The sequence below is a fragment of the Xanthomonas sp. F1 genome, from assembly GCF_014199855.1.
Genome location: NZ_JACHOK010000005.1, coordinates 262,138 through 284,870 on the forward strand (window position 1 = coordinate 262,138; position 22,733 = coordinate 284,870).

The window sequence follows — 22,733 nt, forward strand, 5'->3', positions numbered from 1 at the left end:
ACGGAGGGCTGCGCCTCAAGGCGCTGGCGGCGAGTGTGCCTGGATCGTCGCGAAGTGCGATGTGAAGCCCGGCAGCAACACCCGGTTGCCATAGCCGCTGAGGTGATCGGCATCGAAGAACAACGGGCGCCCATCGCGGCTGCCGGTGCATTGCTGCGCATCGCACAGCAGCGGCAGCGGATCCCACACCGAGGCATGTGGCAGCTGCGCGGCGATGCGCTGCAGGCTCTGCAGCACCGGCGCACGGTAGCGCTCCATGGTCGCGCGCGGGATCGGGATGCCATGCGCGCAGATCGGATTGCCGCGATTGAACCAATCCGAGCAGCGATACGGCGGCGCGCGCAGCACCGGCTTGGGTGCCTCGAAGACGATGCGCACGCCGCGCTGCGCCAGCGGCTGCAACAGCGCCACCGCGGCCGCTTCGCCAGCGCTGCGCGCGGCCTGCGCTGCGACGCCCTCCTGCTCGGCCATCACCGTCGTCTCGTCGAACAGGCGGTCCTGGTCGGCCAGGCGCAGCACGCGCAAGGCAGGCAGGAACAGCACATCGCCATCGCGTGCGTGCGCGGCGACGTCGGCCAGGGTGCTGCGCTCGTAGGCCTGGCAGCCGGGATTGCTGGCCTGCCAGGCCTGCAGGCCGACGATCGGGCAACCACCAACGCCGTACAGGCGCACCGGTACTCCGCTCTGCAGCGCAAAGCGCCGCAATAGCTCGTTGTAGGCCAGCGCATGCGAATCGCCGGCGACGAACAACTGGCCGCCATCGCGGTTGTGCAGCGTGCAGGCGCCGCGCTCGAACAGCTTGGCGCTGCCCACCTGCACCGGCACCTGGCGGGTCTGCAGCGCGCACTGCGGGAACTCCCGGCGCAGCCCCTTGGCATAGGCGTACCAGTCCAGCGGATGCCGGCTAACCGTGCTCAGCCCGTAGTAGCGCTGGGCGTTCTGCAGCAGCGCGTGGGTACCGGCGGCGAGCAGTACCAGGCCCAACCCGGCCACGATGGTCCGCGCCGGGGTGCGCGCGCGGCCGAGGCGGCCATGCCGCCAGGGCAGTTCCACCCAGCGATACGAGGCCAGCGCCAGCAGGGCCACCAGCAGCAGCGCCACGGACTTGGTCGGCGCCGATTCCAGACCGACGGTCCAACGGAACAGCACGAACACCGGCCAGTGCCACAGATACAGCGAGTACGACACGCGGCCGATCGCCACCGGCACGCGATGCGACAGCGCGCGCCGGGTCCAGCCGGCCGGGGCGCCATGCAGGAGCGCCAGCAGGCCGAGCGTGCCCAGCACCGGCCAGACCCCGTCCGGCCACGGCGAATGCCCCGGACGCGCACGCCACAGGCCGACCGCGACCGCCGCCAGGGCCACCGCCAGCAGCGGCGAACGCCAGCTCCACGCGCCCGGCGGCGGCGCCTGCGTGCCGGCCTCGAACCGTCCGCGCAGCGCCAGCACCTGGTACAGCAGCACGCCGCTGCCGAGTTGCCAGAAGCGTGCGGTGGTCAGGTAGAACGCGGCCGCCGCATCGCCGGCGTCGCGGCTATGCCGCCAGGCGAACGCCAGCGAGGTGGCCGAAGCCAGCGCCACCAGCAGCGTCGACCATCCGCGGCCGCGACCGCCGCGGTTCCAGGCCAGGAACAGCAGCGGGAACAGCAGATAGAACTGCTCCTCCACGCCCAGCGACCAGGTGTGCGTGTACGGATTGAATTCGGCCTTGGGCGAGAAATAATCGTTGCCGGTCGCGGCCAGCACCCAGTTGCTGAGGCCGACGAAGGCCATGCGTCCGGTCTTGGCGCTGGTCTCGCTGAGCCAGGACTCGGGAATGAACAGGCCGCTGGCCAGACCGGTGAGCAGCAGGCACGCCACCAGCGCCGGCGCAATGCGGCGCATGCGCCGCGCGTAGAACTGCGCGAACACGCCCAACTGTCCGGCCGCCGGCAGGCGTTGCAGCGATGCGCTGACCACGAAGCCGGAGATCACGAAGAACATGTCCACGCCGGTGAACCCGCCCGGCAGCCACGCCGGATCGAGGTGGTAGGCGATCACCGCCAGCACCGCGATCGCGCGCAGCCCGTCCACGTACGGCAGATAGCCGCCACCGGTCTGCGCGTGCGGCGGCGTGTGGCCGCGCCCGGCGGCCAGCGTGCCCATCCCTGGCAGCGCCACGCTTACCAGACCAGATCGTCGGGGATCTGGTACTTGGGATCGGCGTAGGGGTCTTCTTCTGCCGTCGCGTTCGGATCGACCCGCAGCGCCACCGCCGCCGGGAAGATCGCTTCGGCCTGGTCCAGCAGCGCCGCGGTCACCAGCAGGTAGCGGCCGTTCTGCTGCAGCACGCCCAGCTCGCCGGCGTTGAGCGCCTTGAGCTGGTCGGGAGTGACGTAGATGCGCTTGATCTTGCCGCCATAGGGGAAATGACGGGCGATGTCGGCCTCGGCGTGGTTCAACGCCTGGCCCTTGAGCAGTTCGTCGAGCTTGGCCCGCGCCTCGCGGCGCAGCCGCGCTTCTTCCTGCTTCTGCCGCTCGGCCTCGATGCGCTCGTCCTTCTCGCGCTGGGCGCGGATCGCGTAGGCCTTGGCCAGGTCGATGTCCTCGCGACTGCGCGGCGGCCGCCCCGGCTGACCGCCCGCGCCCTGCGGCTTGCCCTGGCCGTGACCAGGGCCGTTCCCGTGCGGACGGCCACGCCCGCCGCCGGGCTTGCCGGCGTTGGGCGCGCCGCCGGGCGCGCGCTCGCCGCGCGCCCCGGCCGGTGCCGGGCGCTGGCCCGACCGCCCCTGCGGCCGCGGCGCGGCAGGCGGGGCTTTGCGTTCGGGTTTCGGCGCGGGCTTGAAGCCCAGGCCCAGCAACTGCTCGCGGAGGGTATCGCTCATCGGGTCGGAATCGATCGGTTCGGGGGATCAGTAATGCGGCGGCGGCGGTTCGTCGGCCGGATCGGCGTAGAGCGTGCTGCGCACCTTGCCCAGATCTTCGAGCAGGTGACGCAGCAACTCGGCGTTGCGCTGGCTTTCGATCCGCGCTTCGGCCAGGGCATCGCTCATTTCCGACAGCGCCTGCTCCTGGAAGGACAGGCGCGTTTCCAGCTCGATCAGGCGGTTCTCCAGCAACCGATCCTGGATGGAAAAATCATGCTGCATGGATCGAACGTCCGCGGCCGATGCCGTAATACGCCAGACCGAAGCTCTCGATTTCCTGCGGATCGTAGAGATTGCGGCCGTCGAACACCACCGCATCGCCGATCAGCTCCTTCATGCGGGTGAAGTCCGGGCTGCGGAACTGCTTCCACTCGGTGACCACGGCCAGCGCATCGGCGCCTTCCAGCGCCTCGAAGGCATCGCTGCAGAACTGCAGGTCGGTGCGCTCGCCGAAAATGCGCTTGGCCTCGTCGGTCGCCTCCGGATCGTAGGCGCGCACCGTTGCGCCCGCCTCCCACAGTTGCGCCAGCAGGCGGCGGCTGGAGGCGGCGCGCATGTCGTCGGTGTTGGGCTTGAACGCCAGGCCCCACACCGCGAAGGTCTTGCCCTTGAGCGGCTGCGCCGCGCCGTAGTGGCGCTGGATCAGCTCGTACAGGTGGCCCTTCTGCGCCTCGTTGACCGCTTCCACCGCATCCAGCAGCCTGGGCGTATGCCCGTATTGCTGCGCGGTGCGCGCCAGCGCCTGCACGTCCTTGGGGAAGCACGAGCCGCCGTAGCCGGCACCCGGGTAGATGAAGTGCCAGCCGATGCGCGGATCCGAGCCGATGCCCTGGCGCACCTTTTCCACGTCGGCGCCAACGCGCTCGGCGATGTTGGCGATCTCGTTCATGAAACTGATCTTGGTCGCCAGCATCGCGTTGGCCGCGTACTTGGTCAGCTCGGCCGAGCGCACGTCCATTTCCACGATGCGGTCGTGGTTGCGGTTGAACGGCGCATACAGGCGGCGCAGGCGCGCGGCCGAACCGGGCTTGCTGCTGCCGATGACGATGCGGTCCGGCCGCATGCAGTCGGCGACCGCGTCGCCTTCCTTCAGGAACTCCGGGTTGGAGACCACGTCGAACTCGATCGCCTCGCCGCGCGCTTCCAGCTCGGCGGCAATCGCCGCGCGCACCTTGTCGGCGGTGCCGACCGGCACCGTCGACTTGTTGACCACGATGGTCGGCCCCTGGATGTGCTGGCCGATGGTACGCGCCACCGCCAGGACGTACTGCAGATCTGCGCTACCGTCCTCGTCCGGCGGCGTGCCGACGGCGATGAACACGATATCCCCATGCGCGATGGCGCTGGCCGCGTCGGTGGTGAAGAACAGCCTCCGTGCGGCGTGATTGGCCTTGACCATCGGCGAGAGGCCAGGCTCGTAAATCGGGACCACGCCCTTGTTGAGCCCATCCACCTTGGCCTGGTCGATGTCTACGCACACCACATGGTGGCCGACTTCGGCCAGACAGGTTCCGGTGACGAGCCCGACATAGCCGGTGCCGAATATCGCTACGCGCATGTAATCTCCTTTCGGTTATTGAAGGATGTTCAAAAGTTCCACGTCGAAGGTCAACATCGCATCCGGGCCGATCGGGCCGCCCGGCGTGCCCTGTGGGCCGTAGCCCAGGTTGGACGGAATCCAGAAGCGGTACTTGGACCCCACCGGCATCAGCGCCACGCCCTCGCTCCAGCCCGGCACGACCTGGTTCAGCGAGAACTCGGCCGGCTGGCCGTTCTTGTAGGAGCTGTCGAAGACGGTGCCGTCGAGCAGCTTGCCTTCGTAGTTCACCCGCACCTTGCTGGTGGGCGTGGGCCGCGCGCCGCTGCCTTCGCGCAGCACCATGTACTGCAGGCCCGACGGCGTGGTGATCACGCCCTTCTGGTTCTTGTTCTGCGCCAGGAAGGCGTTGCCCTCCTGCTTGTTCTTGGTCGCCACGGCGGCCTGCTTGGACGCGCCGAACGCCTGCAGCGTGGCCATCGCCTGCTCCTGGGTCATCGCGGTCTGGCCCTTGGCGAACACGGTGCGCACCGCGCCCATCAGCGTCGGCAGGTCGATGTCGTTCTGGATCCGCGCCAGCGACGGGCCGACCGCACGGTCGCCCAGCATCAGGCCGACGTTTTCCTTGGACACCGGCGGCGGCTGCGCGCCCGGCGCCATGCCCGGCACCGGCTGGCCGTTGCGCGCGGCCAACTGCGTGCGCAGCGCGGTATCGGTGGCCTGGGTCTGCTCATCGGACAGCAGCGGCTTGCCCTGCTTGAAAGCGTTCTCGATCGCGCGCTGCAGCGCGTCCACGTCGATGTCCTGGGCGATGGGCTCGAACGAGCGCGCCACATCCATGCCGATCGCGTAGCTGACCTTCTGCTTCTCGCTACCCAGCGTCGTCGCCGAGCTGCCGGCAGCCGGCGCCTGCGCGGACGCTTGGCCGGCGGCCAGCATCATCCCCACCACCAGCGACGCCACGGCGCCGCGCATTCCCATCTTCATTCGCTACTTTCCCTGGAAGTGAACCGTGAACTGGACACGCCGCGATGGCGCAGACAGAGGCCGGCATTGTCGCATGCGCGGCCGAGATGTTGACCCGCTTTCAGTGCGACGCAGGCTGCGCTTTCAGTTCGCGTTCGATGGCACTGCGCAAGGCCGGATCGTCCGGCGTGACCTTGCTCGGGAACTGCGCGACCACGCGGCCGTCGCGCGCGATCAGATACTTGTGGAAATTCCAGCCCGGCGCCACGCCCGTGGCCTGGGTCAGTTGCTTGTACAGCGGCGTCGCGTCATCGCCGATCACGTGCACCTTCTCGAACATCGGGAACTTGACTCCATAGGTGAGCGTGCAGAATTCCTGGATCTGCTTCTCCGATCCGGGCTCCTGGCCCTTGAAGTCGTTGGACGGGAAGCCGAGCACGCTGAAGCCCTGCGCCGCGTACTGCTGCTGCAGCTTCTCCAGGCCGTCGTACTGCGGGGTATAGCCGCACTTGCTGGCGGTGTTGACCACCAGCAGCACCTTGCCGCCGTAGGTCTTGTTCATGTTGACCCTGTCCTTGCCGGCCAGCGGGCGGTAGTCCCGATCCAGCAAGGAGCCCGCCCAGGCACTGCCGACGGTGCCGGCAGCGGCCAGGATCGCGAGGAAAAACAGACGCTTGGAAAGTTTCATGGGGCACCGTCGGAGAAAAAGGGAGTTCGTGCGCGACTAGGTCGGAAGTTGGGTCTGACGCGTGTTGACATGCCGTGTAACGGTGTTATAGTTAAATACAACACCACTCACCCAGAGCAGGTCCCACGATGCAACTCAAACGCTTCCAGCGCAGTCTTCCGGCCCTGGTCATCGTCGGCACCCTGCTCTGCGCGAGCTGGATCGGCGCCCAACGCCACCAGGGACGGCCGCTGGATTATGGCGCCAGCACGCCGCACGACGACAGCGCCGCCGGCGCCGCACCCTCTACCGTCCCGGCGGTGCGGCGACTGCGGGCCTCGCTGTCCGTGCCTTATTTCTCCTTCGCGCGCACCCTGCGCCCACGGAGCTGACCATGAGCGACATCCAATGGAGCGACGGCGCTCCCATCTACCGCCAACTGAAGGAGCGGGTCATCGCGATGATGCTCGACGGCATCCTCAAGCCCGGCGACGCCCTGCCCTCGGTGCGCCAGGTGGCCGCCGAATACCAGCTCAACCCGATCACCGTCTCGCGCGCTTACCAGGAACTGGCCGACGAGGCCCTGGTCGAGAAGCGCCGCGGGCTGGGCATGTTCATGACCGAGGAAGCGGCGCAGAAGCTGCGCGGCAGCGAGCGCGATCGCTTCCTCAACGAAGAGTGGCCCCTGGTGCTGGAACGCATCCAGCGCCTGGGCCTGACACTGCAAGACTTGTTGCCACCGGGGAAAACGCCATGACTGCCGCTGTCGCATCCGAATCCGTCGTCTATGCGCAGGGGTTGCGCAAGACCTACAACCACAAGCCGGCGCTGGCCGACGCCTCCTTCACCATCGCGCCCGGCCGCATCGTCGGCCTGATCGGCCCCAACGGCGCCGGCAAGACCACCGCACTGAAGGCAGTGCTGGGCCTGACCGCGGTAGAGGGCGAACTGCGCGTGCTGGGCATGGACCCGCGCAAGCAGCGCGACGCGCTGATGAACGAGGTGTGCTTCATCGCCGACGTGGCGGTGCTGCCGCGCTGGATGCGGGTGCGCGAGGCGATCGATTTCGTCGCCGGTGTGCATCCGCGCTTCGATCGCGCCAAGTGCGAGCGCTTCCTGGCCAACACCAAGCTCTCGCCGAAGCTGCGGGTGCGCGAGATGTCCAAGGGCATGATCGTGCAGCTGCACCTGGCCCTGGTGATGGCGATCGACGCGCGCCTGCTGGTGCTGGACGAGCCGACCCTGGGCCTGGACATCCTGTACCGCAAGGAGTTCTACCAGCGCCTGCTGGAAGACTACTTCGACGAGCAGAAGACCATCATCATCACCACCCACCAGGTGGAGGAGATCGAGCACATCCTCACCGATGTGCTGTTCATCCGCGATGGCCGCATCGTGCTCAGCGCCGACATGGAGCACATGGCCACCCGCTACACCGAACTGCTGGTGCCGGCCGAGCGCATCGAGGCGGCGCGCGCGCTGCAGCCGATCGACGAACGCGGCCTGCCGTTCGGCAAGTCGGTGTTCCTGTACGACGGCGTGCCGCAGGCGCAGCTGGCCGCGCTCGGCGAAACCCGCACCCCCGGCCTGGCCGATCTGTTCGTCGCCATCATGAAGGGCACCTACGCATGAACGCTCCCGCCAAAACGATCTCTCCCGTGTCCACCTTCACGTGGCTGCTCAAGCGCGAGTTCTGGGAACACCGCGGCGGTTTCCTGTGGGCGCCGGTCATCACCGGCGGCATCGTCGCCACGCTGTACACGGTGCTGTCGATCATCGGCAGCATCGCCGGCCGCAACCACCGTGGCGACAGCCTCAACAACGTGGAGTGGGACGGCCAGGCCCATAACGCCCACCAGATCATCGGCGCGGTCGGCGACGGCACCATGCTCGCCGGCGTGATCCTGTCCTGCATCGTGGTCGGCTTCGTGGTGTTCTTCTATGCGCTGGGTGCGCTGTACGACGACCGCCGCGACCGCAGTGTGCTGTTCTGGAAATCGCTGCCGCTGTCGGACACCGGCACCGTGCTGTCCAAGGCCGCCTGGGCGCTGCTGCTGGCGCCGTTGCTGGCGATCGGCGTCGGCCTGCTGATCGGCCTGGCGCTGTGGGTGGTCACCGCGCTGACCCTGTCGGTCAACGGCATCCCGCAGAGCACCGCCGTCTTCACCGAATCGCACCCGCTGCGCATCATCGGCATGGTCCTGGCCGCACTGCCGGTGCAGGTGATGTGGTCGCTGCCGGCGATCGGCTGGCTGATGCTGTGCTCGGCCTGGGCACGCAGCAAGCCGTTCCTGTGGGCAGTGCTGATTCCGATCCTGGGCTGCGTGACCGCCAGCATGATGGGCATCCTGCCGATGCTGAACGTGAACCACAACCTGATCTGGTACACCGTGGTCTACCGCGGCCTGCTCAGCGTGCTGCCCGGCAGCTGGGGCCCGGTGCTGAACGAGCAGGTGGCCGAAACCCACATCAGCGGCCCGCAGGATCTGGTCAATGCGATCCATCTGGGCGACAGCTGGGTGCTGTTCCGCGACCCCGACATGTGGATCGGCGCCGCGGTTGGCGTGGCCTTCATCGTCGCCGCGATCTACGTGCGCCGCTGGCGCGACGAAGCCTGATCACAACGCAGTCTTCCTTTCCTTTTCTGCAAGGAGTATCCCGATGCGCAAGACCCTCGCCCTGTGTGCCCTGCTGTCGCTGCCGGCCGTCGCCATGGCCGACGACTGCAAGTATTCCGAACCGCGCGAACTGAAGCTGGACCTGGCCGGCGTCAAGACGGTGCTGCTGGACGTGCAGCAGAACGACCTCAAGCTCGGCGGCGCCAGCGGTGGCGACTCCACCCTGCGCGGCCGGGCCTGCGCCTCCGATGCGGACATGCTCAAGGAGCTGACCCTGCGCCAGCGCCGCGACGGCGACACCCTGGTGGTGACGCTGAAGCACGAGGGCAAGATCCACGGCATCAGCGTCGGCAACCGTTACGCCTACCTCAACGTGGCCGGCAGCATTCCGGCCAACCTGCCGGTGCAACTGCAACTGGGCTCCGGCGATGCCGAGATCACCGGCGTGGCCTCGCTCGACGCCAAGATCGGGTCCGGCGACCTGCATGCGCAGAACATCCGCGGTGCGGTCAGCGCCACGGTCGGCTCCGGCGACATCGAACTGCGCAATGTCGGCAGCGTGGCCCTGCCGACGCTGGGCTCGGGCGACGTCAAGGCCGACCAGGTCGGCGGCGACGTCAAGGTCGGCACCGTCGGCTCCGGCGACCTGACCGTGCACGGCGTGCGCGGCGGCGTGCAGGTCGACAGCGTCGGCTCCGGCGATGTGCAGCTGCGCGATGTCAGCGGCAGCGTGGCGGTGCAGACCGTGGGCTCCGGCGACCTGGACGTGGGCAACGTCGGCGGCAACCTGAGCGTGCAGAAGGTCGGCAGCGGCGACGTCACCCACCGTGGCGTGCGCGGCAGCGTCAACCTGCCCAAGCCGCGCTGATCCTCCGCTCCGCTTTCCACCTTTCGCACGAGGACACGCCCATGCAGTACCGTTTCCTGCCCCTGGCCGGCGTCGCCCTGGCCGCCCTGCTCTCGCTCAGCGCCTGCCAGCGCTCGTCGAACGACCGCGTCGTGGTCGATCACGGCGGCGCGCAAAGCCTGACCTTCCTCAACGGCGACCTCACCCTGAAGGCCGATGGCCAGCCGCCGGCCACCATCACCCGCGACGGCAAGCTGCTGATCGACGGCAAGCCGGTGACGCTGGATGCCGAGCAACAGCGCCTGCTGCTGGCCTACCGCAGCCAGATCGAAGCGGTGGGCACGCAGGGCGTGGAGGTCGGCAAGGCCGGCGCAGCGCTAGGCGTGAAGGCAGCGGGCGATGCCATCAGCGGCGTGCTCAGCGGCGATACCGAGCGCATCGGCGAGCGGGTCGAGGCGCAGGCCGACAAGATCAAGCAGGCGGCGCTGAAGATCTGCGACCAGGTCGCCGCGCTGCGCGCCGCGCAGGATGCGCTGACGCAGAAGGTGCCGGCATTCCGCCCCTACTCCACCCTCGACGACAGCGACGTCAGCGACTGCAAGCAATCGGCCGCGTAAGGCATCCCAGCCGGCCCGGTGCGTGCGAAGGCGCCGGGCCGACCTTGCATGGCCTGCAGCACGCAGTCGGAGGGGCACTGCGACATGTGGCCGCACGCCGCGCCGCACGCACACGCTCTAGAATGGGCGACACTCCCCCCGCTCCATTTCCGCCATGAAGAAGACGCTGTTCGCCTGGTTCTCGCTGCTGTCGTTGTGCCTGCTGCTCGCCGCCTGCGGCGGACGCGGCGGCGAGACCACCTCCTCGCGCGCCGAGCGCAGCAAGCCGCGGGTGGCGGTGGACAGCATGAACGTGATGCTGCGCCGCGCCCCGGCCGCCAACGCCACCATCGGACCCGATGGCAGCCTGCGCATCGACGACATCGAGCTGCCGCTGCCCCCAGCGCAGCGTACCGAACTGCAGCAGTTGTTCATGCACCTGCAGATGCAGCGCCAGCGCACCCTGGAAACCGCGGCGCCGGATCCGAACATGCGCTCGGTCGGCTTCGCGCCGACCCCGGAGATCACTGAAGCGCAGGCCGCGGTGCTGCGCGACATTCCCTCGCTGCAACCGTACCGCGACAGCTTCGGCAACCTGCAGGCGGAACGCCGCTGAGGCCTGCTGGCGCACGCGAGCGCCAGCACAAGAGCGCCTCCAGAAGGATGGGAGGCCTCCCCATAGGAGCGGCTTCAGCCGCGATAGCCTTTACCGGGAATGCTTGTCGCGGCTGAAGCCGCTCCTACAAGGACTTGCGGCGCGGTGTCTGCGCGCGATGTGGGAGAGACTTCAGCGCCGACTGCTTCCAAGGTCCGATTGCCGCCCTACTTCGTTCGTCGCGGCTAAAGCCGCTCCTACAGGAGTTTGCAGCGAGGTGTCTGGGTGAAATGTGGGAGGGACTTCAGTCCCGACTGCTTTTACCGTGCGATCGTCCGCTGCGCCTGGCACGCCATAACGCCGTGCCAGGCCTTTCTGCTCGCAGCGCCAACGCGCCTCAGCCGCCCCCACCCGCGCCGGCGTGGATGCCGCCTTCGGTCAGCGCGGCGGGATCCAGCAGCCGGCGCAGTTCGTCCTCGCCCAGCCCGCTGTCCTCCTTGGCCACCTCCAGCACCGGCCGATTCTCCTTGTAGGCGCGCTTGGCGATCGCCGCGGCCTTCTCGTAGCCGATGATCGGGTTCAGCGCGGTCACCAGGATCGGGTTGCGGTCCAGCGCCTCGCGCACCCGCTCCTCGCGCACCTTGAGCCCGGCGATCGCCGAATCGGCCAGCAGCACCGACACGTTGCCCAGCAGGTGGATCGACTCCAGCAGGTTGGCGGCGATCAGCGGCAGGGTCACGTTCAACTGGAAGTTGCCGGTCTGCCCGGCCACGGTGATCGCGGTGTGGTGGCCGATGACCTGCGCGCAGGCCATCACCGTGGCCTCGGGAATCACCGGATTGACCTTGCCCGGCATGATCGAGCTGCCCGGCTGCAACGCCGGCAACTCGATCTCGCCGAGGCCGGCCAGCGGACCGGCATTCATCCAGCGCAGATCGTTGGCGATCTTGATCAGCGCCACCGCCAGCGCATTGAGCTGGCCGGACAGTTCCACCGCGTCGTCCTGCGCGGCCAGGCCCTCGAACTTGTTCTCCGCGCTCTCGAAGGTGCAGTCGGTCAGCGCCGACAAGGCCTTGGCGACCTTGCCGCCGAAGCGCGGATCGGCGTTGATGCCGGTGCCGATGGCGGTGCCGCCCAGCGGAAGGCGACGCAGGCGCTTGAGGCTGTCGTCGATGCGCGCCTGCGCAGACACCAGTTGCGCCGACCAGGCGCCGAACTCCTGGCCGAAGGTCAGCGGCATCGCGTCCATCAGGTGGGTGCGGCCGGTCTTGACCACGCCCTGCAGCTGCTTGGCGCGCTTGTCGATCGTCTTGCGCAGGTGCTTGAGCGACGGCAGCAGGTGCTCGCGGGCGGCCAGCAGCGCGGCGACACGGATCGCGGTCGGCACCACGTCGTTGGAGCTCTGGCCGAGGTTGACGTGGTCGTTGGGATGCACCGTCGGCAGCGCCTTGCTGCCGTTCTTGCCCTCGCCCTTGGCGGCGCGGTTGGCCAACGTGGCAATGACCTCGTTGGCGTTCATGTTCGACGAAGTGCCGGATCCGGTCTGGTAGATATCGATCGGGAACTGCGCGTCGTGGCGGCCGTCGGCCACCTCCAGCGCCGCGGCCTGGATCGCCTTGGCGACGGCCTTGGGCAGCAACTCCAGGTCAGCATTGACGCCGGCCGCGGCAGCCTTGATCAGGCCCAGCGCGCGGATGAAGCCGCGCGGCATCGGCTGCCCGGACACCGGAAAGTTCTGCACCGCACGCTGGGTCTGCGCTCCCCACAAGGCATCGGCGGGCACCTGCAGTTCGCCCATGCTGTCGTGTTCGACCCTGAATTTGTCACTCATTGCGCAATCTCCGCATCTGCAAAAAAGGAATCCATCGGCGCCGTCGTCGGACGTCGGGGGGAGGCAGGCTGGCGGGACTGCGGCTGGCGCGCGCATTATCCGTGGCGCAGCGCCCGGCGTCAGCCAGTGTGCGCCGGCGGATGTTAGGAATGTCTGGAGGCGCGCGAAACGATACGGCCCGCCATGATTGGCAGGCGTACCTTCAAGGATCGCATCCGCTGAGCCCGGCGGCCGCCGCGGCGAATGATGGCGCTCTGCGAGCGCACCAGCCGCGCGGTGCGAACGGCGTGAACCGTACGCAGTTCCCGACCGCAAGACGGGACTGATGCATGCCGTTGCCGACGTGGCGACAGCACCGACGGGGCCGGCCGCCTTGCGCCGCCGGCCCGCACGCTCAGCGCTGGCGGTTGCTCTGGAACACCAGGTCGTTGTAGCTCTTCATCAAGCGTGCCGGGGAACCTTCCGGCGCGACGATCGGATTGTCCAGCGAGCGCTGCTCGAATTCGCTGTACGGAATCTTCTCCGCCACCCGCTTGATGCGCGCCTTGGATTCCTTGCGGAAGTTCTCTGCCGCGGTCTCGAAACCGCTCCAGTCGGACTTGCCCGGCTCCTGGTTGGCGACCTTGGCGTGCGCCTCGTCGGACAGGCTGTTGAAGCCCGCCACCAGCGTGGTGGCCTTGGCGGTGTCGAAGTCGTCGTCCTGCATCAGACCGACGATGTCCTTGGCCTCGAGCATCATCGACAGCCGATAGAAGTCGCGGGTGCGGCCCTCGGCCTTCTCCATCGCCTTCAGCTGCTCGCGCTGGGCGGCGTCGTTCTGCGCGTCCAGTTCGTGGCTGAACGCCTCGCTGGCGTCGTGGAATTCGGACAGCGCGGCCATCAGCGGCGCATGCAGCTGCTTGCCCTTGGCGAACTGGTCGTCCTGGTAGTCCTCGCGGTCGTAGTAGTCGCGCGCCTGGTTGGCCAGCGGCTGCAGCGTCTTCAAGGCAGCCAGATAGCGCTTCGCCGCCGCATCCAGCGCCGGCAACGCCGGCTTGGCCGCGATCGCCTGGGTCATCGGCGCATCGCACAGCTTCATCGCGTACTCGTCGATCGGGGCAGGCCCGTATACGCTGGTTTCCTTGCCGGTGGGGCCGGCCTTGGGGTCGGCCATCCAGCGCACGTACTGCTGCGCGCCTTCGTGGATGCGCCCATCGACCTTGTTGAAGCATTCGATGTAGGCGTTGAGCTTGCTGGTCAGCGCCTGGTCCGCCTCGCTGGCGGCCGCATCGGCGGGTGCATGGCCGGCATCGGAATCTGTCGGCGTGGCCGATGGCTTGCCGCCGCAGGCGGTGAGGAACACGGACACAGCGGCGGCCAGCGCCGCCAGACGCAAAGAAGATTTCATGGGGGAATATCGAGCTTGAAAACGGTTACAGAAAGTCTAGCAAACGCGAAGATCGTTGCGGCGTGATAGCTCGAGGGCCGGGATGATCAGCCATTCGGCTGCTGAAAGGCCGGGGATTCGGGATTGGGGAGTCGCAACAGCGGCTCCGCGCGTTGATCCATGGCGCATGATTGCGGCGCGTCCCTGTGACCGAATGCGCGGGACGGCGCGTGCACGCGGCAACGACGCATCCCATCGGCTAGACTGCAGCGACGTATCAACGATGGAACTCTCACGCCGCCATGGGCGACGACTCAGACTGTAGATGCCGGCGCATGCTGCGCCGGGCCACGCACCCCGCCGTTTCCACCTCTCCCGCCCAGCGCGATGACGCGCCCGTAGCGCGCGCCGGGGAACGCGCATGATCGGCAACCTTCTGCTGTTGGCGCTGGCGATGCTGCTGGTGCTGCTCAACGGCTTCTTCGTCGCCGCCGAGTTCGCCCTGGTCAAACTGCGCCATACCCAGGCCGTTGGCCTGGCCGAACACCACGGTTGGCGTGGCCGCCTTCTGCTCAACGTGCACGGCCATCTCGACGCCTACCTGTCGGCCTGCCAGCTCGGCATCACTCTGTCCTCGCTGGGCCTGGGCTGGGTCGGCGAGCCAGCCTTCGCGCACCTGCTGCAGCCGCTGTTCGACCTGCTGGGACTGAGCGAGGAGGCCGCGCGCCTGAGCGCCTTCATCATCGCCTTCAGCGTCATCTCGTTCCTGCACATCGTGCTCGGCGAACTCGCCCCCAAGTCGATGGCGATCCGCCGCCCGGAGCGCATGTCGCTGTGGACCGCCGCGCCGCTGTACCTGTTCTACTGGGCGATGTATCCGGCGATCTGGCTGCTCAACAACAGCGCCAACACGCTGTTGAAGGCGATGGGCTGGGGCGAGGTCGAGCATGCCTCGCACCGCTACTCGCGCGAGGAACTGAAGTTGATCGTCGGCCGCCAGCAACCCGCCGGCGGCGCACCCGATCACGAACTGACACTGATGAGCCACGCGCTGGAGCTGCCGGAACTGGTGGCCGGCGACCTGATGCGCGCGCGCGACCATCTGCGCGGGTTCCGCGAGGGCATGGCGCTGGATGCGGTGATGGCCGAGTTCGCCGAGAGCCGCTACAGCCGCTACCCGTGGTTCGACCGCGACGGCGAGCAGGTGCTCGGCATCCTGCACATGAAGGACCTGCTGGTGGAGATCGCCCGCGGCCGCCGCAGCGACGACCTGCGCCCGCTGCTGCGCCCGGCCAACCTGATCGCGCTGGAGACGCCGGTGCCGCTGGTATTGGAGCGCTTCCGCACCGGCGCCACGCACATGGCGCTGTGCGTGGACGAGCACGGCCGCATCCTCGGCTACTTCACCCTGGAAGACCTGCTGGAAGTGGTGGTCGGCGACATCGAGGACGAGCACCCGCACGTGGTCAAGGACGCGCCGACCCGCGGTGCCGACGGCAGCGTACTGGTGGCCGGCTCGACCTCGATCTTCCGCCTCGAACGCCTGCTCGGCCGCGATCTGCGCGCGCCGGAGCACCTCAACTCGGTCGGCGGACTGATCGTGCACCAGTTGCAGCGCCTGCCTGAGGAAGGCGAGCAATTGCAGATCGACGGGCACCTGTTCACGGTCAAGCGCATGGCCGGGCACCGCATCCAGGCGGTGACGGTGCGGCTGGGGTCTGTCATCCCTTCCTGAGGGTGCCGCGCGACGCCGGCGGCGCGCCCGCCACGCCCAACCCGAAGGGCCGTGGTTGCGCGCGCCCCTGGCCGCGTCATCACTTGGGCGTGGACGGGCGTCCACATCCTCGTGCCTCCTTGTCATGGGCATGCGCAATCACGGCACGGCAGGCTCAGGGAGGGGCGGCACACCCCAGCCCGGGCCACGGACGCCGCGCCGACGTAGAATGGCGCCCCCTGCCGACACCACCCCACGCCCCGCCATGTCCGATTCCGCCCTGCTCGCCCTGTCCCCGCTCGATGGCCGCTATGCCGGCAAGGTCGACGCCCTGCGGCCGATCTTCTCCGAATACGGCCTGATCAAGGCGCGGGTGAAGGTGGAGATCGAATGGCTGCTGGCACTGGGCGCCGAGCCGGGCATCGGCGAGCTGGCCGCGTTCTCGCCGGCAGCGGCGCAGCGCCTGCGTGCGCTGGCCGAGCGCTTCGGCGTGGAGCATGCGGCGCGGGTCAAGCAGATCGAGCGCACCACCAACCACGACGTCAAGGCGGTGGAGTACTTCATCAAGGAGCAGCTCAAGGACGACGCCGAACTCGGCCCGGCCCTGGAGTTCGTGCATTTCGCCTGCACCAGCGAGGACATCAACAACCTCAGCTACGGGCTGATGCTGGAACAGGCCCGACGCGAGGTGCTGCTGCCGACCCTGGACGCGGTGATCGCCACGCTGCGCGCCCTGGCCCATGCGCAGGCCGCGCAGCCGATGCTGTCGCGCACCCACGGCCAGACCGCCTCGCCGACCACCCTGGGCAAGGAGATCGCCAACGTCGTCGCGCGCCTCGAGCGCCAGCGCCGGCAGATCGCCGCGGTCGAGCTCACCGGCAAGATCAACGGCGCGGTCGGCAACTACAACGCCCATGTCGCCAGCTATCCCGACGTCGACTGGCCGGGCTTCGCGCAGCGCTTCGTGGAAAGCCTGGGCCTGGTGTTCAATCCCTACACCACCCAGATCGAGCCGCACGACAACGTCGCCGAACTGGGCGACGCCACCCGCCGCGCCAACACCGTGCTGATCGACCTGGCCCGCGACATTTGGGGCTACATCTCGCTGGGCTACTTCAAGCAGAAGCTCAAGGAAGGCGAAGTCGGCTCCTCGACCATGCCGCACAAGGTCAACCCGATCGACTTCGAGAACGCCGAAGGCAACTTCGGCATCGCCAATGCCCTGTTCGAGCACTTCTCGGCCAAGCTGCCGATCAGCCGCTGGCAGCGCGACCTCACCGACTCCACCGTGCTGCGCGCGCTCGGCACCGCCTTCGGCCACACCCAGGTGGCGCTGGACTCGCTGGCCAAGGGCCTGGGCAAGCTGACCGTGAACCCGGAGCGCCTGGACGCCGACCTGGACGCCGCCTGGGAAGTGCTGGCCGAAGCCGTGCAGACGGTGATGCGCCGCCACGGCCTGCCCAACCCCTACGAGCAGCTCAAGGCGCTGACCCGCGGCCAGGGCATCACCGCCGAGTCGATGCGCGCCTTCGTCGAGACCCTGGACCTGCCGGAGGACGCCAAGCAGCGCCTGCGCGACCTGACCCCGGGCAGCTACGTCGGCTTGGCCGAGCGGCTGGCGCGCGGCATCTGAGCCGCAAGCAGCCGCGGGACCGCGCTCGGGAGACGTCCCGTCCCGCACACAGATGGCCGTGACACGAAACCTGCGTGCCTGCTTGCCGTTGTGTCGACGGCACGCGGTACCGATCGTCCGCGTCACCCGGCAGCGACAACGAAGATCGCGCAGCGCAGCGGCAACGCGCAGGTGCAGGAGACGGCAAGAACAACCGCGTTCCGGCAACTGACGCACACCGTCCTCAGGTCCTGACGAAGATCTCCACGCGCCGGTTCAACTGGCGGCCACCGGGGTTGTCGGCCCCGGCGAGTTCGTTCGGCGCGACCGGCCGCGTTTCGCCATAGCCCTTGGCGGACGCCTGCAGGCCGAGACCGCGGCTGCGCAATGCCGCCAGCACGGCCTCGGCGCGTCGCTCGGACAGACGCTGGTTGTAGTCGTCGCTGCCCTTGCTGTCGGTATGTCCGCCCACGTCCATGCCGCGCGCCTGCACCTTGCTCAGCGCGTCAGCCAGAATGTCGAGCGTCCTGGCGGCATCGGCACGAATCTCGGACTTGTCGAAGTCGAACAGCACACGATCGTTCAAGGTGATCAGATAGCCGCAGGGCGCGCCGGGCGGCGCGAACTTGCGCAGCGGCGGGAAGCGCCCGGCCGGCGGCAGCTTGGGCAATGGCGCCATCGCCACGCTGCGCCCCGGGGTGCCGACCGTGCCGGTACCGTCGCCATGGTTGCGGATGATGCCCTGTGGACCGTTCCAACTGCCGGAGCCGTCGCCATTGACGGTCACCAGGCCCTCAGGGCCGTTCGAGGTGCCGCTGCCATCGCCATTGTTGCGGATCAGCCCGCCCTTGCCGTTCCAACTGCCGGCGCCCTTGCCGTCCAGCGTGATCAAGCCGGCCGGGCCGTTGTAGCTCCCCGATCCGTCGGCGTCCACCCGCACGATCGCGTGTTCGCCTTCACCGACGTCGCCGTTGATGGTGCCGCTGCCGTCGGCCTCGACCCGCACCAGACCGCCCTCGAAATTGGCGGTACCGCTGCCGTCGGCATTGATCTGGAACAGCCCCTCGTCGCCGTTGCGCGACAGATTGCCCTGCGCGTCGACCGAGGTGATGCCGGCATCGTTGACCAGGTGGCCGCTGCCGTCGCAGCGCGCGGGCGCGATGCTGACGCCCTGTATCGGGTCCAGCACGCCCTGCATGGAGGCCTCCAGCGCGCGCTGAGCCGGCGTCACCCCAAAGATTTCCGGGACGACGATGACCGGAATGGCAGGAAACTCAACGGCCGAGGCCGCTGGCAAGGCCTCGCCGTTTGTGCTGCCGGTCGCTTGACCTTCGCCCGCATCCGCGCCGGCACTGGACGTCTCCGGACTGGCGGACGCATCAGCAGACGTGGTGGTGGTGGTGGTGTCCGATGTGCCACAGCCCGGCAACAGCAGCAGTGGCAGCAGAATCGACAGTTTGCGCATCGCATGGCCCTTCCGTTGTGCCACGGCAACTGTACGCGGTGGCGCCCAGCCCCTGTCAAACCGGCCTGCGCCACGCCGCTGGCCACGCAAAGCGCTTCACGCCGGATTAACCCGTTGCGCCGCGCCGTTACGTAAGGTGCGCGCGGTCGACACATCGTCTCAGGAGCAGGACCGCCATGGACACGATACGGATGATCTCGCAGGCATTGGTCCTGCTCGCCGCGAGCGCGGCAGGCGGGTGCGGCGGCGCAGCCCCGTCGGCGGCGCCTGCTTCGGCCGCGCCCTCCTCCACCCTGCACGATCCGGCGTCCGGCGCGCGCTGCAACGGCAAGGATCTGGCGATCAGCCAGGATAACGTGCAGGTGGTTATCGATGGCGACTGCGGCGCGGTGACGATCGGCGCCTCGCACGTGGCCCTGAACCTGGACGGCGCACGCGCGATCCGCATCGACGGCAGCGACGTCACCGTGCTCAACACACGCGTGGGCGAGGTGGTCGTCAACGGCCAGCACAACATCCTCAACCTCACCGATGCCGACAGCGTCGAGCTGCGCGGCAACGACAACCGCGTCCTCGCCCGGAAGATCGGCCAGGTGCGCTTCATCGGCGATCGCAACACCGTGAACCCGGACAACACACCGACGCTGGACGACCGCGGTCGCGGCAACAAGCTGCTGTAGCCGCCGCGCGTTCGGTCACGGCAGCCGTGCTGCGCGTCTTGCGCAGCGCCGCGCAGGACGCAACCGATCGGCTGGGCATCACGGCCGGCCTGACGGCCGGCAACCGCCCACGCCCGGCGCGCACGCACGCGTGCCGCGCCAGCGCCGTCCATCCTGGGTTAATCGGCCAGGGGCATGCTGATGGTCCACCGCAGAGCCCCACGATGAAACGCATCCCGTTGTTTGTGCTGCCGCTGCTGGCCCTGGCCGGTTGCGCGCAGGCGCCACGCCCGCCGGCAGGCGATGGCGCGCATGCCGCCACCGCGCGCACCGTGGTCATGCATGCCGCGCCGCCGATCGCGGCGGCGCCGTCGGCCGGCGACATTGCCGATGGCGACGAGCGCGACGCCGAGGCGCCGATCCGCATGGCGGCCTCGGCCAGCGGCGAGATCGATTGCGACGGCCGCGACCTGAACATCGTCGGCCGCGACGCCACCCTGGTGCTGCACGGGCACTGCGCCACCGTCAGCCTGTTCGGCCGCAACGGCAACCTGCAGATCGAACGGGCCGACACCCTGCGCGTGCTCGGCGACAACGCCCAGGTGACCATGCGCGGCGACGCCGGGCAGGTCGCGCTGTTCGGCCGCCATGGCCGGCTGCAGATGGCGCGCATCGCGACACTGGACGTGTCCGGCGACCAGAACCAGCTGCAGGCCAGCGAGATCGACACCATCGCCCTGCAGGGCAACGACAATGCCATCGTCCAGCGCAGCGGCAGCGCCCAGGTCGACGACGGCGGCCGCGACAACCGCATCCTCAGCCAGTAGCGCGATCGGCACTGCGCCAAGCGCTGCCTGAACCGACACCGCGGCGTAACCGCAGTCGCCCAGCCCGTGCGCGCCTGGCGCCCCCATGGCCTGCGCGCACGTGGCCACCCGCGATGCGCGGTCGCGACACCCGGGCAGCACCTCTGCATGATTGCCCGATCCGCGCGCAGCGGCACATGGGCCAGCGCGATGGCCCCACGCGCCAAACCGGCGGACAATGGCGGGGTCGGCAGGCGCCGCTGCGCACCCGCCCCTTACCTTCCGCGTCGCAAGGACCCCACCGCCCATGGCTGCCCGCAAGACCGCCGCTCCCGCCTTCGAACTCCACGCCCGCCCCGGGCAACCGCTGGGCATGCCCGCCGCGACCTTCCTGCGCGACTACTGGCACAAGCGCCCGCTGCTGATCCGCAATGCCTTCCCCGGCTTCGTCTCGCCGATCGAGCCGGGCGACTTGGCCGGCCTGGCCTGCGAGGAGGCGGCGCTGTCGCGGCTGATCGAGCACGACCGCGCCAACGACCGCTGGCGCGTGCGCAGCGGCCCGTTCCAGGAGCACGAATTCCCCGGCATGCCGGACCACGACTGGACCTTGCTGGTGCAGGACGTGGACAAGTGGGATCCAGACATCCGCGCGCTGCTCGAGCAGTTCCGCTTCCTGCCGCGCTGGCGGGTGGATGACGTGATGGTCAGCTTCGCCGCGCGCGGCGGCTCGGTCGGCGCGCACGTGGACCACTACGACGTGTTCCTGCTGCAGGCCCACGGCCATCGCCGCTGGCAGATCGATGCCAGCGTCGCCCTGGGCCGCCCGGCGCCGCCGACCGACTTCCGCGACGACGTGGAACTGAAGCTGCTGCGCCAGTTCGACCCGACCCACGACTGGGTGCTGGGGCCAGGCGACATGCTGTACCTGCCGCCGCTGGTGCCGCACCTCGGCGTCGCCGAGGACGCCTGCCTGACCTTCTCGGTGGGCATGCGCGCGCCGTCCTCGGCCGAGCTGATCGCCGATTACCTGGACACCCTGATCGACGGCGCCGACGAGGCGCTGCGCTACCACGACGAAGACCTGCAGGCGCCGGCCGACCCCTACGAGATCGACGCGGCGGCGATGGGCCGCGTGGTCGAGGCGCTGAACGCGCTGCGCATGAACGACCCGGACAAGCTGGGCGCCTGGTTCGGCCGCTTCATCACCACCTACCGTGCCGCCGGCGAGATCCTGCCGCCGGCCGGGCTGCCGCCGGCGGCGGAGATCGCCACCGCGCTGGAACAGGGCCTGGTCCTGCAGCGGCATCCGTGGGCGCGGCCGGCGTGGCGGCGTGCCAGCCGCGGCGCCATGCTGTTCTGCAGCGGCCTGGAGTTCGCGCTGCCGGTCAAGGACGCCAAGCGCCTGGCCGCGGCCGAACACATCGACGGCACCGACTACGCGGCGCTGTCGGCAGCCGGCAGGCAGACCCTGCTGGAGCTGATCGAAGGCGGCTTCTACCAGCCGCTGGAGGCCGAGGACGCGACCGACGAAGACGCCGACGAGGCCTGATCCGACCATGCGCGGTCCCGGTTTCCGCATCGCTGCACTCGACCCCGTCCGTGACGGCGCCGAACTGCGCGCACTGCGTGCCGCCGCCGACACCGCGGCGGACCCTGCGGACGCCGCCACTGCGGTGCTGGACGCGCTGGGCGACCACTTGGTCGCGCGCAGCGACGACGGCCAGGCGGTGGGCGCGGCCCGGCTCGGCGCGGACTGGCGGATCGCCGCACTGATCGTGCTGCCGGACTGGCGCGGGCGCGGCGTCGGCAGCGCGCTGCTGCGCGGCCTGGTCGAGGCGGCGCAGCGTCGGCGCTGGCCGCAATTGGAACTGCAGGCCCCGGTCGCGGCACTGGCGTTCTGCGCCCGCCACGGCTTCCTGCCGCCGCCGGGTGGCGTGGCCGCCGGCGCGGAGGCCGTGCCGCTGCGCCGCCGTTTCGACGGCGCCGTGGCGGTGGAGGACGCGACGATGGCGATCGCCGCCAGCATCGCGGTGCTGGCACAGGCCCGCCGCCAGGTGCTGATCCACAGCCGCACGCTGGATCCGGGCCTGCTCGACGATGCCCGCGTGCTGGAGCAGGTGCGCCGCTTCGCGGTCACCGCGCATGCCAAGCAGGTGCGCGTGCTGCTGCACGACGCGGCCGCGCCGCAGCGCGCCGGCGCGCCCTTGCTGGCCCTGGCGCAGCGCCTGCCCAGCGTGTTCCAGTTCCGCGAAGTCAGCGATCCGGTGGACCGCGGCGACGCCACCGCCTATCTGGTCGACGAGGGCGGCGGCTACTACTTCCGTGGACTCGGTCACCGTTACGACGGCGAGACCGACCTGCTCGGCGGCGGCCGCGCTCGGCAGTTGCGCGCCACCTTCGACCGGGTCTGGGAGCGCGCCCGGCCCTGCAGCGAACTGCGCGCGCTGGGCTGGTGAGGCGGCCGCGACCGCGCTCCCGCAACTGCCACGGATGAACCGGGATCGGCCTCGACCACGCCGAATGCACACCCCGGCTGGTTCATGGGGGT

The 22,733-nt window shown here is 69.2% G+C and carries 22 protein-coding genes; 13 read left to right on the forward strand and 9 right to left on the reverse strand.

Features of this window, described 5'->3' with window-relative positions:
- Positions 1 to 15 precede the first annotated feature (15 nt).
- From GGR71_RS13715 to GGR71_RS13740, 6 genes are all read right to left on the reverse strand, one after another.
- Positions 16 to 2,160 carry an SGNH hydrolase domain-containing protein gene (locus GGR71_RS13715; protein ID WP_160963712.1) on the reverse strand — a complete coding sequence of 715 codons (2,145 nt, stop codon included), beginning with the start codon at positions 2,158 to 2,160 and terminating at the stop codon, positions 16 to 18.
- Positions 2,161 to 2,162: 2 nt separating this feature from the next.
- Positions 2,163 to 2,864 (reverse strand): DUF2058 domain-containing protein, encoded by a 702-nt coding sequence (locus tag GGR71_RS13720; RefSeq protein WP_160963714.1) that lies wholly within the window; start codon positions 2,862 to 2,864, stop codon positions 2,163 to 2,165.
- 27 nt (positions 2,865 to 2,891) lie between these two features.
- On the reverse strand, positions 2,892 to 3,128 hold the full coding sequence (locus GGR71_RS13725; protein ID WP_160963716.1) for a SlyX family protein: 237 nt from the start codon (positions 3,126 to 3,128) through the stop codon (positions 2,892 to 2,894).
- Positions 3,118 to 4,464, reverse strand: coding sequence for a UDP-glucose dehydrogenase family protein (locus GGR71_RS13730; RefSeq protein WP_160963718.1), 1,347 nt, complete (start codon positions 4,462 to 4,464; stop codon positions 3,118 to 3,120). Before GGR71_RS13730 ends, GGR71_RS13725 begins: the two co-directional genes overlap by 11 nt.
- 15 nt (positions 4,465 to 4,479) lie before the next feature.
- Positions 4,480 to 5,430, reverse strand: coding sequence for an FKBP-type peptidyl-prolyl cis-trans isomerase (locus GGR71_RS13735; RefSeq protein WP_160963720.1), 951 nt, complete (start codon positions 5,428 to 5,430; stop codon positions 4,480 to 4,482).
- Between the two features lie 100 nt (positions 5,431 to 5,530).
- On the reverse strand, positions 5,531 to 6,097 hold the full coding sequence (locus GGR71_RS13740) for a glutathione peroxidase (RefSeq protein WP_160963722.1): 567 nt from the start codon (positions 6,095 to 6,097) through the stop codon (positions 5,531 to 5,533).
- Between the two features lie 128 nt (positions 6,098 to 6,225).
- Between GGR71_RS13740 and GGR71_RS13745 the strand changes: the two genes are divergently transcribed.
- From GGR71_RS13745 to GGR71_RS13775, 7 genes are all read left to right on the forward strand, one after another.
- On the forward strand, positions 6,226 to 6,468 hold the full coding sequence (locus GGR71_RS13745; RefSeq protein ID WP_160963724.1) for a hypothetical protein: 243 nt from the start codon (positions 6,226 to 6,228) through the stop codon (positions 6,466 to 6,468).
- Between the two features lie 2 nt (positions 6,469 to 6,470).
- Entirely contained in the window at positions 6,471 to 6,833 is a 363-nt protein-coding gene (locus GGR71_RS13750) for a GntR family transcriptional regulator (protein WP_160963726.1), read from the forward strand.
- Positions 6,830 to 7,708 (forward strand): ABC transporter ATP-binding protein, encoded by an 879-nt coding sequence (locus tag GGR71_RS13755; protein WP_160963728.1) that lies wholly within the window; start codon positions 6,830 to 6,832, stop codon positions 7,706 to 7,708. Before GGR71_RS13750 ends, GGR71_RS13755 begins: the two co-directional genes overlap by 4 nt.
- Positions 7,705 to 8,694: a hypothetical protein gene (locus tag GGR71_RS13760; RefSeq protein ID WP_048492507.1), complete on the forward strand. Its 990-nt coding sequence runs from the start codon at positions 7,705 to 7,707 to the stop codon at positions 8,692 to 8,694. Before GGR71_RS13755 ends, GGR71_RS13760 begins: the two co-directional genes overlap by 4 nt.
- 43 nt (positions 8,695 to 8,737) lie before the next feature.
- Positions 8,738 to 9,562: a DUF4097 family beta strand repeat-containing protein gene (locus GGR71_RS13765; RefSeq protein ID WP_160963730.1), complete on the forward strand. Its 825-nt coding sequence runs from the start codon at positions 8,738 to 8,740 to the stop codon at positions 9,560 to 9,562.
- 41 nt (positions 9,563 to 9,603) lie between these two features.
- Positions 9,604 to 10,158, forward strand: coding sequence for a DUF2884 family protein (locus GGR71_RS13770; RefSeq protein ID WP_160963732.1), 555 nt, complete (start codon positions 9,604 to 9,606; stop codon positions 10,156 to 10,158).
- A 154-nt stretch (positions 10,159 to 10,312) separates the two neighbouring features.
- Positions 10,313 to 10,753, forward strand: a complete 441-nt coding sequence (locus GGR71_RS13775) for a hypothetical protein (RefSeq protein ID WP_160963734.1) — start codon at positions 10,313 to 10,315, stop codon at positions 10,751 to 10,753.
- Positions 10,754 to 11,129: 376 nt separating this feature from the next.
- Here GGR71_RS13775 and GGR71_RS13780 read toward each other — a convergent pair whose 3' ends face one another.
- Together GGR71_RS13780 and GGR71_RS13785 are read right to left on the reverse strand one after the other, a co-directional pair.
- Entirely contained in the window at positions 11,130 to 12,563 is a 1,434-nt protein-coding gene (locus tag GGR71_RS13780; protein ID WP_048491397.1) for a class II fumarate hydratase, read from the reverse strand.
- A 394-nt stretch (positions 12,564 to 12,957) separates the two neighbouring features.
- On the reverse strand, positions 12,958 to 13,950 hold the full coding sequence (locus GGR71_RS13785; RefSeq protein WP_160963736.1) for a YiiG family protein: 993 nt from the start codon (positions 13,948 to 13,950) through the stop codon (positions 12,958 to 12,960).
- A gap of 400 nt (positions 13,951 to 14,350) precedes the next feature.
- Between GGR71_RS13785 and GGR71_RS13790 the strand changes: the two genes are divergently transcribed.
- Positions 14,351 to 15,664, forward strand: a complete 1,314-nt coding sequence (locus GGR71_RS13790; protein ID WP_160963738.1) for a hemolysin family protein — start codon at positions 14,351 to 14,353, stop codon at positions 15,662 to 15,664.
- A gap of 244 nt (positions 15,665 to 15,908) precedes the next feature.
- A complete protein-coding gene (purB, locus tag GGR71_RS13795) occupies positions 15,909 to 17,276 on the forward strand; it encodes an adenylosuccinate lyase (RefSeq protein WP_160963740.1) in 1,368 nt (455 codons plus the stop codon).
- A 223-nt stretch (positions 17,277 to 17,499) separates the two neighbouring features.
- On the opposite strand, the gene GGR71_RS13800 is transcribed toward purB, so the two are convergent.
- A complete protein-coding gene (locus GGR71_RS13800) occupies positions 17,500 to 18,720 on the reverse strand; it encodes an OmpA family protein (protein WP_160963742.1) in 1,221 nt (406 codons plus the stop codon).
- 176 nt (positions 18,721 to 18,896) lie between these two features.
- Here GGR71_RS13800 and GGR71_RS13805 point away from each other — a divergent pair, with 176 nt between their 5' ends.
- The 4 genes from GGR71_RS13805 to GGR71_RS13820 all read left to right on the forward strand — a co-directional run bounded on the left by GGR71_RS13805 (position 18,897) and on the right by GGR71_RS13820 (position 22,641).
- On the forward strand, positions 18,897 to 19,400 hold the full coding sequence (locus GGR71_RS13805; protein WP_160963744.1) for a DUF3060 domain-containing protein: 504 nt from the start codon (positions 18,897 to 18,899) through the stop codon (positions 19,398 to 19,400).
- 203 nt (positions 19,401 to 19,603) lie between these two features.
- Complete coding sequence (locus GGR71_RS13810) at positions 19,604 to 20,206, forward strand: DUF3060 domain-containing protein (RefSeq protein WP_160963746.1); 603 nt, start codon at positions 19,604 to 19,606, stop codon at positions 20,204 to 20,206.
- Positions 20,207 to 20,492: 286 nt separating this feature from the next.
- Positions 20,493 to 21,734: a cupin domain-containing protein gene (locus GGR71_RS13815; RefSeq protein ID WP_184452046.1), complete on the forward strand. Its 1,242-nt coding sequence runs from the start codon at positions 20,493 to 20,495 to the stop codon at positions 21,732 to 21,734.
- Positions 21,735 to 21,741: 7 nt separating this feature from the next.
- Positions 21,742 to 22,641 carry a GNAT family N-acetyltransferase gene (locus GGR71_RS13820; protein WP_184452048.1) on the forward strand — a complete coding sequence of 300 codons (900 nt, stop codon included), beginning with the start codon at positions 21,742 to 21,744 and terminating at the stop codon, positions 22,639 to 22,641.
- Positions 22,642 to 22,733: the final 92 nt, after the last annotated feature.

Bases quoted from the DNA above. Each gene is read 5' to 3' on its own strand.
- GGR71_RS13805 (WP_160963744.1), top strand. From the start codon at position 18,897: ATGGACACGATACGGATGATCTCGCAGGCATTGGTCCTGCTCGCCGCG.
- GGR71_RS13765 (WP_160963730.1), top strand. From the start codon at position 8,738: ATGCGCAAGACCCTCGCCCTGTGTGCCCTGCTGTCGCTGCCGGCCGTC.
- GGR71_RS13760 (WP_048492507.1), top strand. From the start codon at position 7,705: ATGAACGCTCCCGCCAAAACGATCTCTCCCGTGTCCACCTTCACGTGG.
- GGR71_RS13720 (WP_160963714.1), bottom strand. From the start codon at position 2,864: ATGAGCGATACCCTCCGCGAGCAGTTGCTGGGCCTGGGCTTCAAGCCC.
- GGR71_RS13810 (WP_160963746.1), top strand. From the start codon at position 19,604: ATGAAACGCATCCCGTTGTTTGTGCTGCCGCTGCTGGCCCTGGCCGGT.
- purB (WP_160963740.1), top strand. From the start codon at position 15,909: ATGTCCGATTCCGCCCTGCTCGCCCTGTCCCCGCTCGATGGCCGCTAT.
- GGR71_RS13790 (WP_160963738.1), top strand. From the start codon at position 14,351: ATGATCGGCAACCTTCTGCTGTTGGCGCTGGCGATGCTGCTGGTGCTG.
- GGR71_RS13780 (WP_048491397.1), bottom strand. From the start codon at position 12,563: ATGAGTGACAAATTCAGGGTCGAACACGACAGCATGGGCGAACTGCAG.
- GGR71_RS13725 (WP_160963716.1), bottom strand. From the start codon at position 3,128: ATGCAGCATGATTTTTCCATCCAGGATCGGTTGCTGGAGAACCGCCTG.
- GGR71_RS13770 (WP_160963732.1), top strand. From the start codon at position 9,604: ATGCAGTACCGTTTCCTGCCCCTGGCCGGCGTCGCCCTGGCCGCCCTG.
- GGR71_RS13740 (WP_160963722.1), bottom strand. From the start codon at position 6,097: ATGAAACTTTCCAAGCGTCTGTTTTTCCTCGCGATCCTGGCCGCTGCC.
- GGR71_RS13735 (WP_160963720.1), bottom strand. From the start codon at position 5,430: ATGAAGATGGGAATGCGCGGCGCCGTGGCGTCGCTGGTGGTGGGGATG.
- GGR71_RS13750 (WP_160963726.1), top strand. From the start codon at position 6,471: ATGAGCGACATCCAATGGAGCGACGGCGCTCCCATCTACCGCCAACTG.
- GGR71_RS13775 (WP_160963734.1), top strand. From the start codon at position 10,313: ATGAAGAAGACGCTGTTCGCCTGGTTCTCGCTGCTGTCGTTGTGCCTG.
- GGR71_RS13755 (WP_160963728.1), top strand. From the start codon at position 6,830: ATGACTGCCGCTGTCGCATCCGAATCCGTCGTCTATGCGCAGGGGTTG.
- GGR71_RS13820 (WP_184452048.1), top strand. From the start codon at position 21,742: ATGCGCGGTCCCGGTTTCCGCATCGCTGCACTCGACCCCGTCCGTGAC.
- GGR71_RS13800 (WP_160963742.1), bottom strand. From the start codon at position 18,720: ATGCGCAAACTGTCGATTCTGCTGCCACTGCTGCTGTTGCCGGGCTGT.
- GGR71_RS13815 (WP_184452046.1), top strand. From the start codon at position 20,493: ATGGCTGCCCGCAAGACCGCCGCTCCCGCCTTCGAACTCCACGCCCGC.
- GGR71_RS13785 (WP_160963736.1), bottom strand. From the start codon at position 13,950: ATGAAATCTTCTTTGCGTCTGGCGGCGCTGGCCGCCGCTGTGTCCGTG.
- GGR71_RS13745 (WP_160963724.1), top strand. From the start codon at position 6,226: ATGCAACTCAAACGCTTCCAGCGCAGTCTTCCGGCCCTGGTCATCGTC.
- GGR71_RS13730 (WP_160963718.1), bottom strand. From the start codon at position 4,464: ATGCGCGTAGCGATATTCGGCACCGGCTATGTCGGGCTCGTCACCGGA.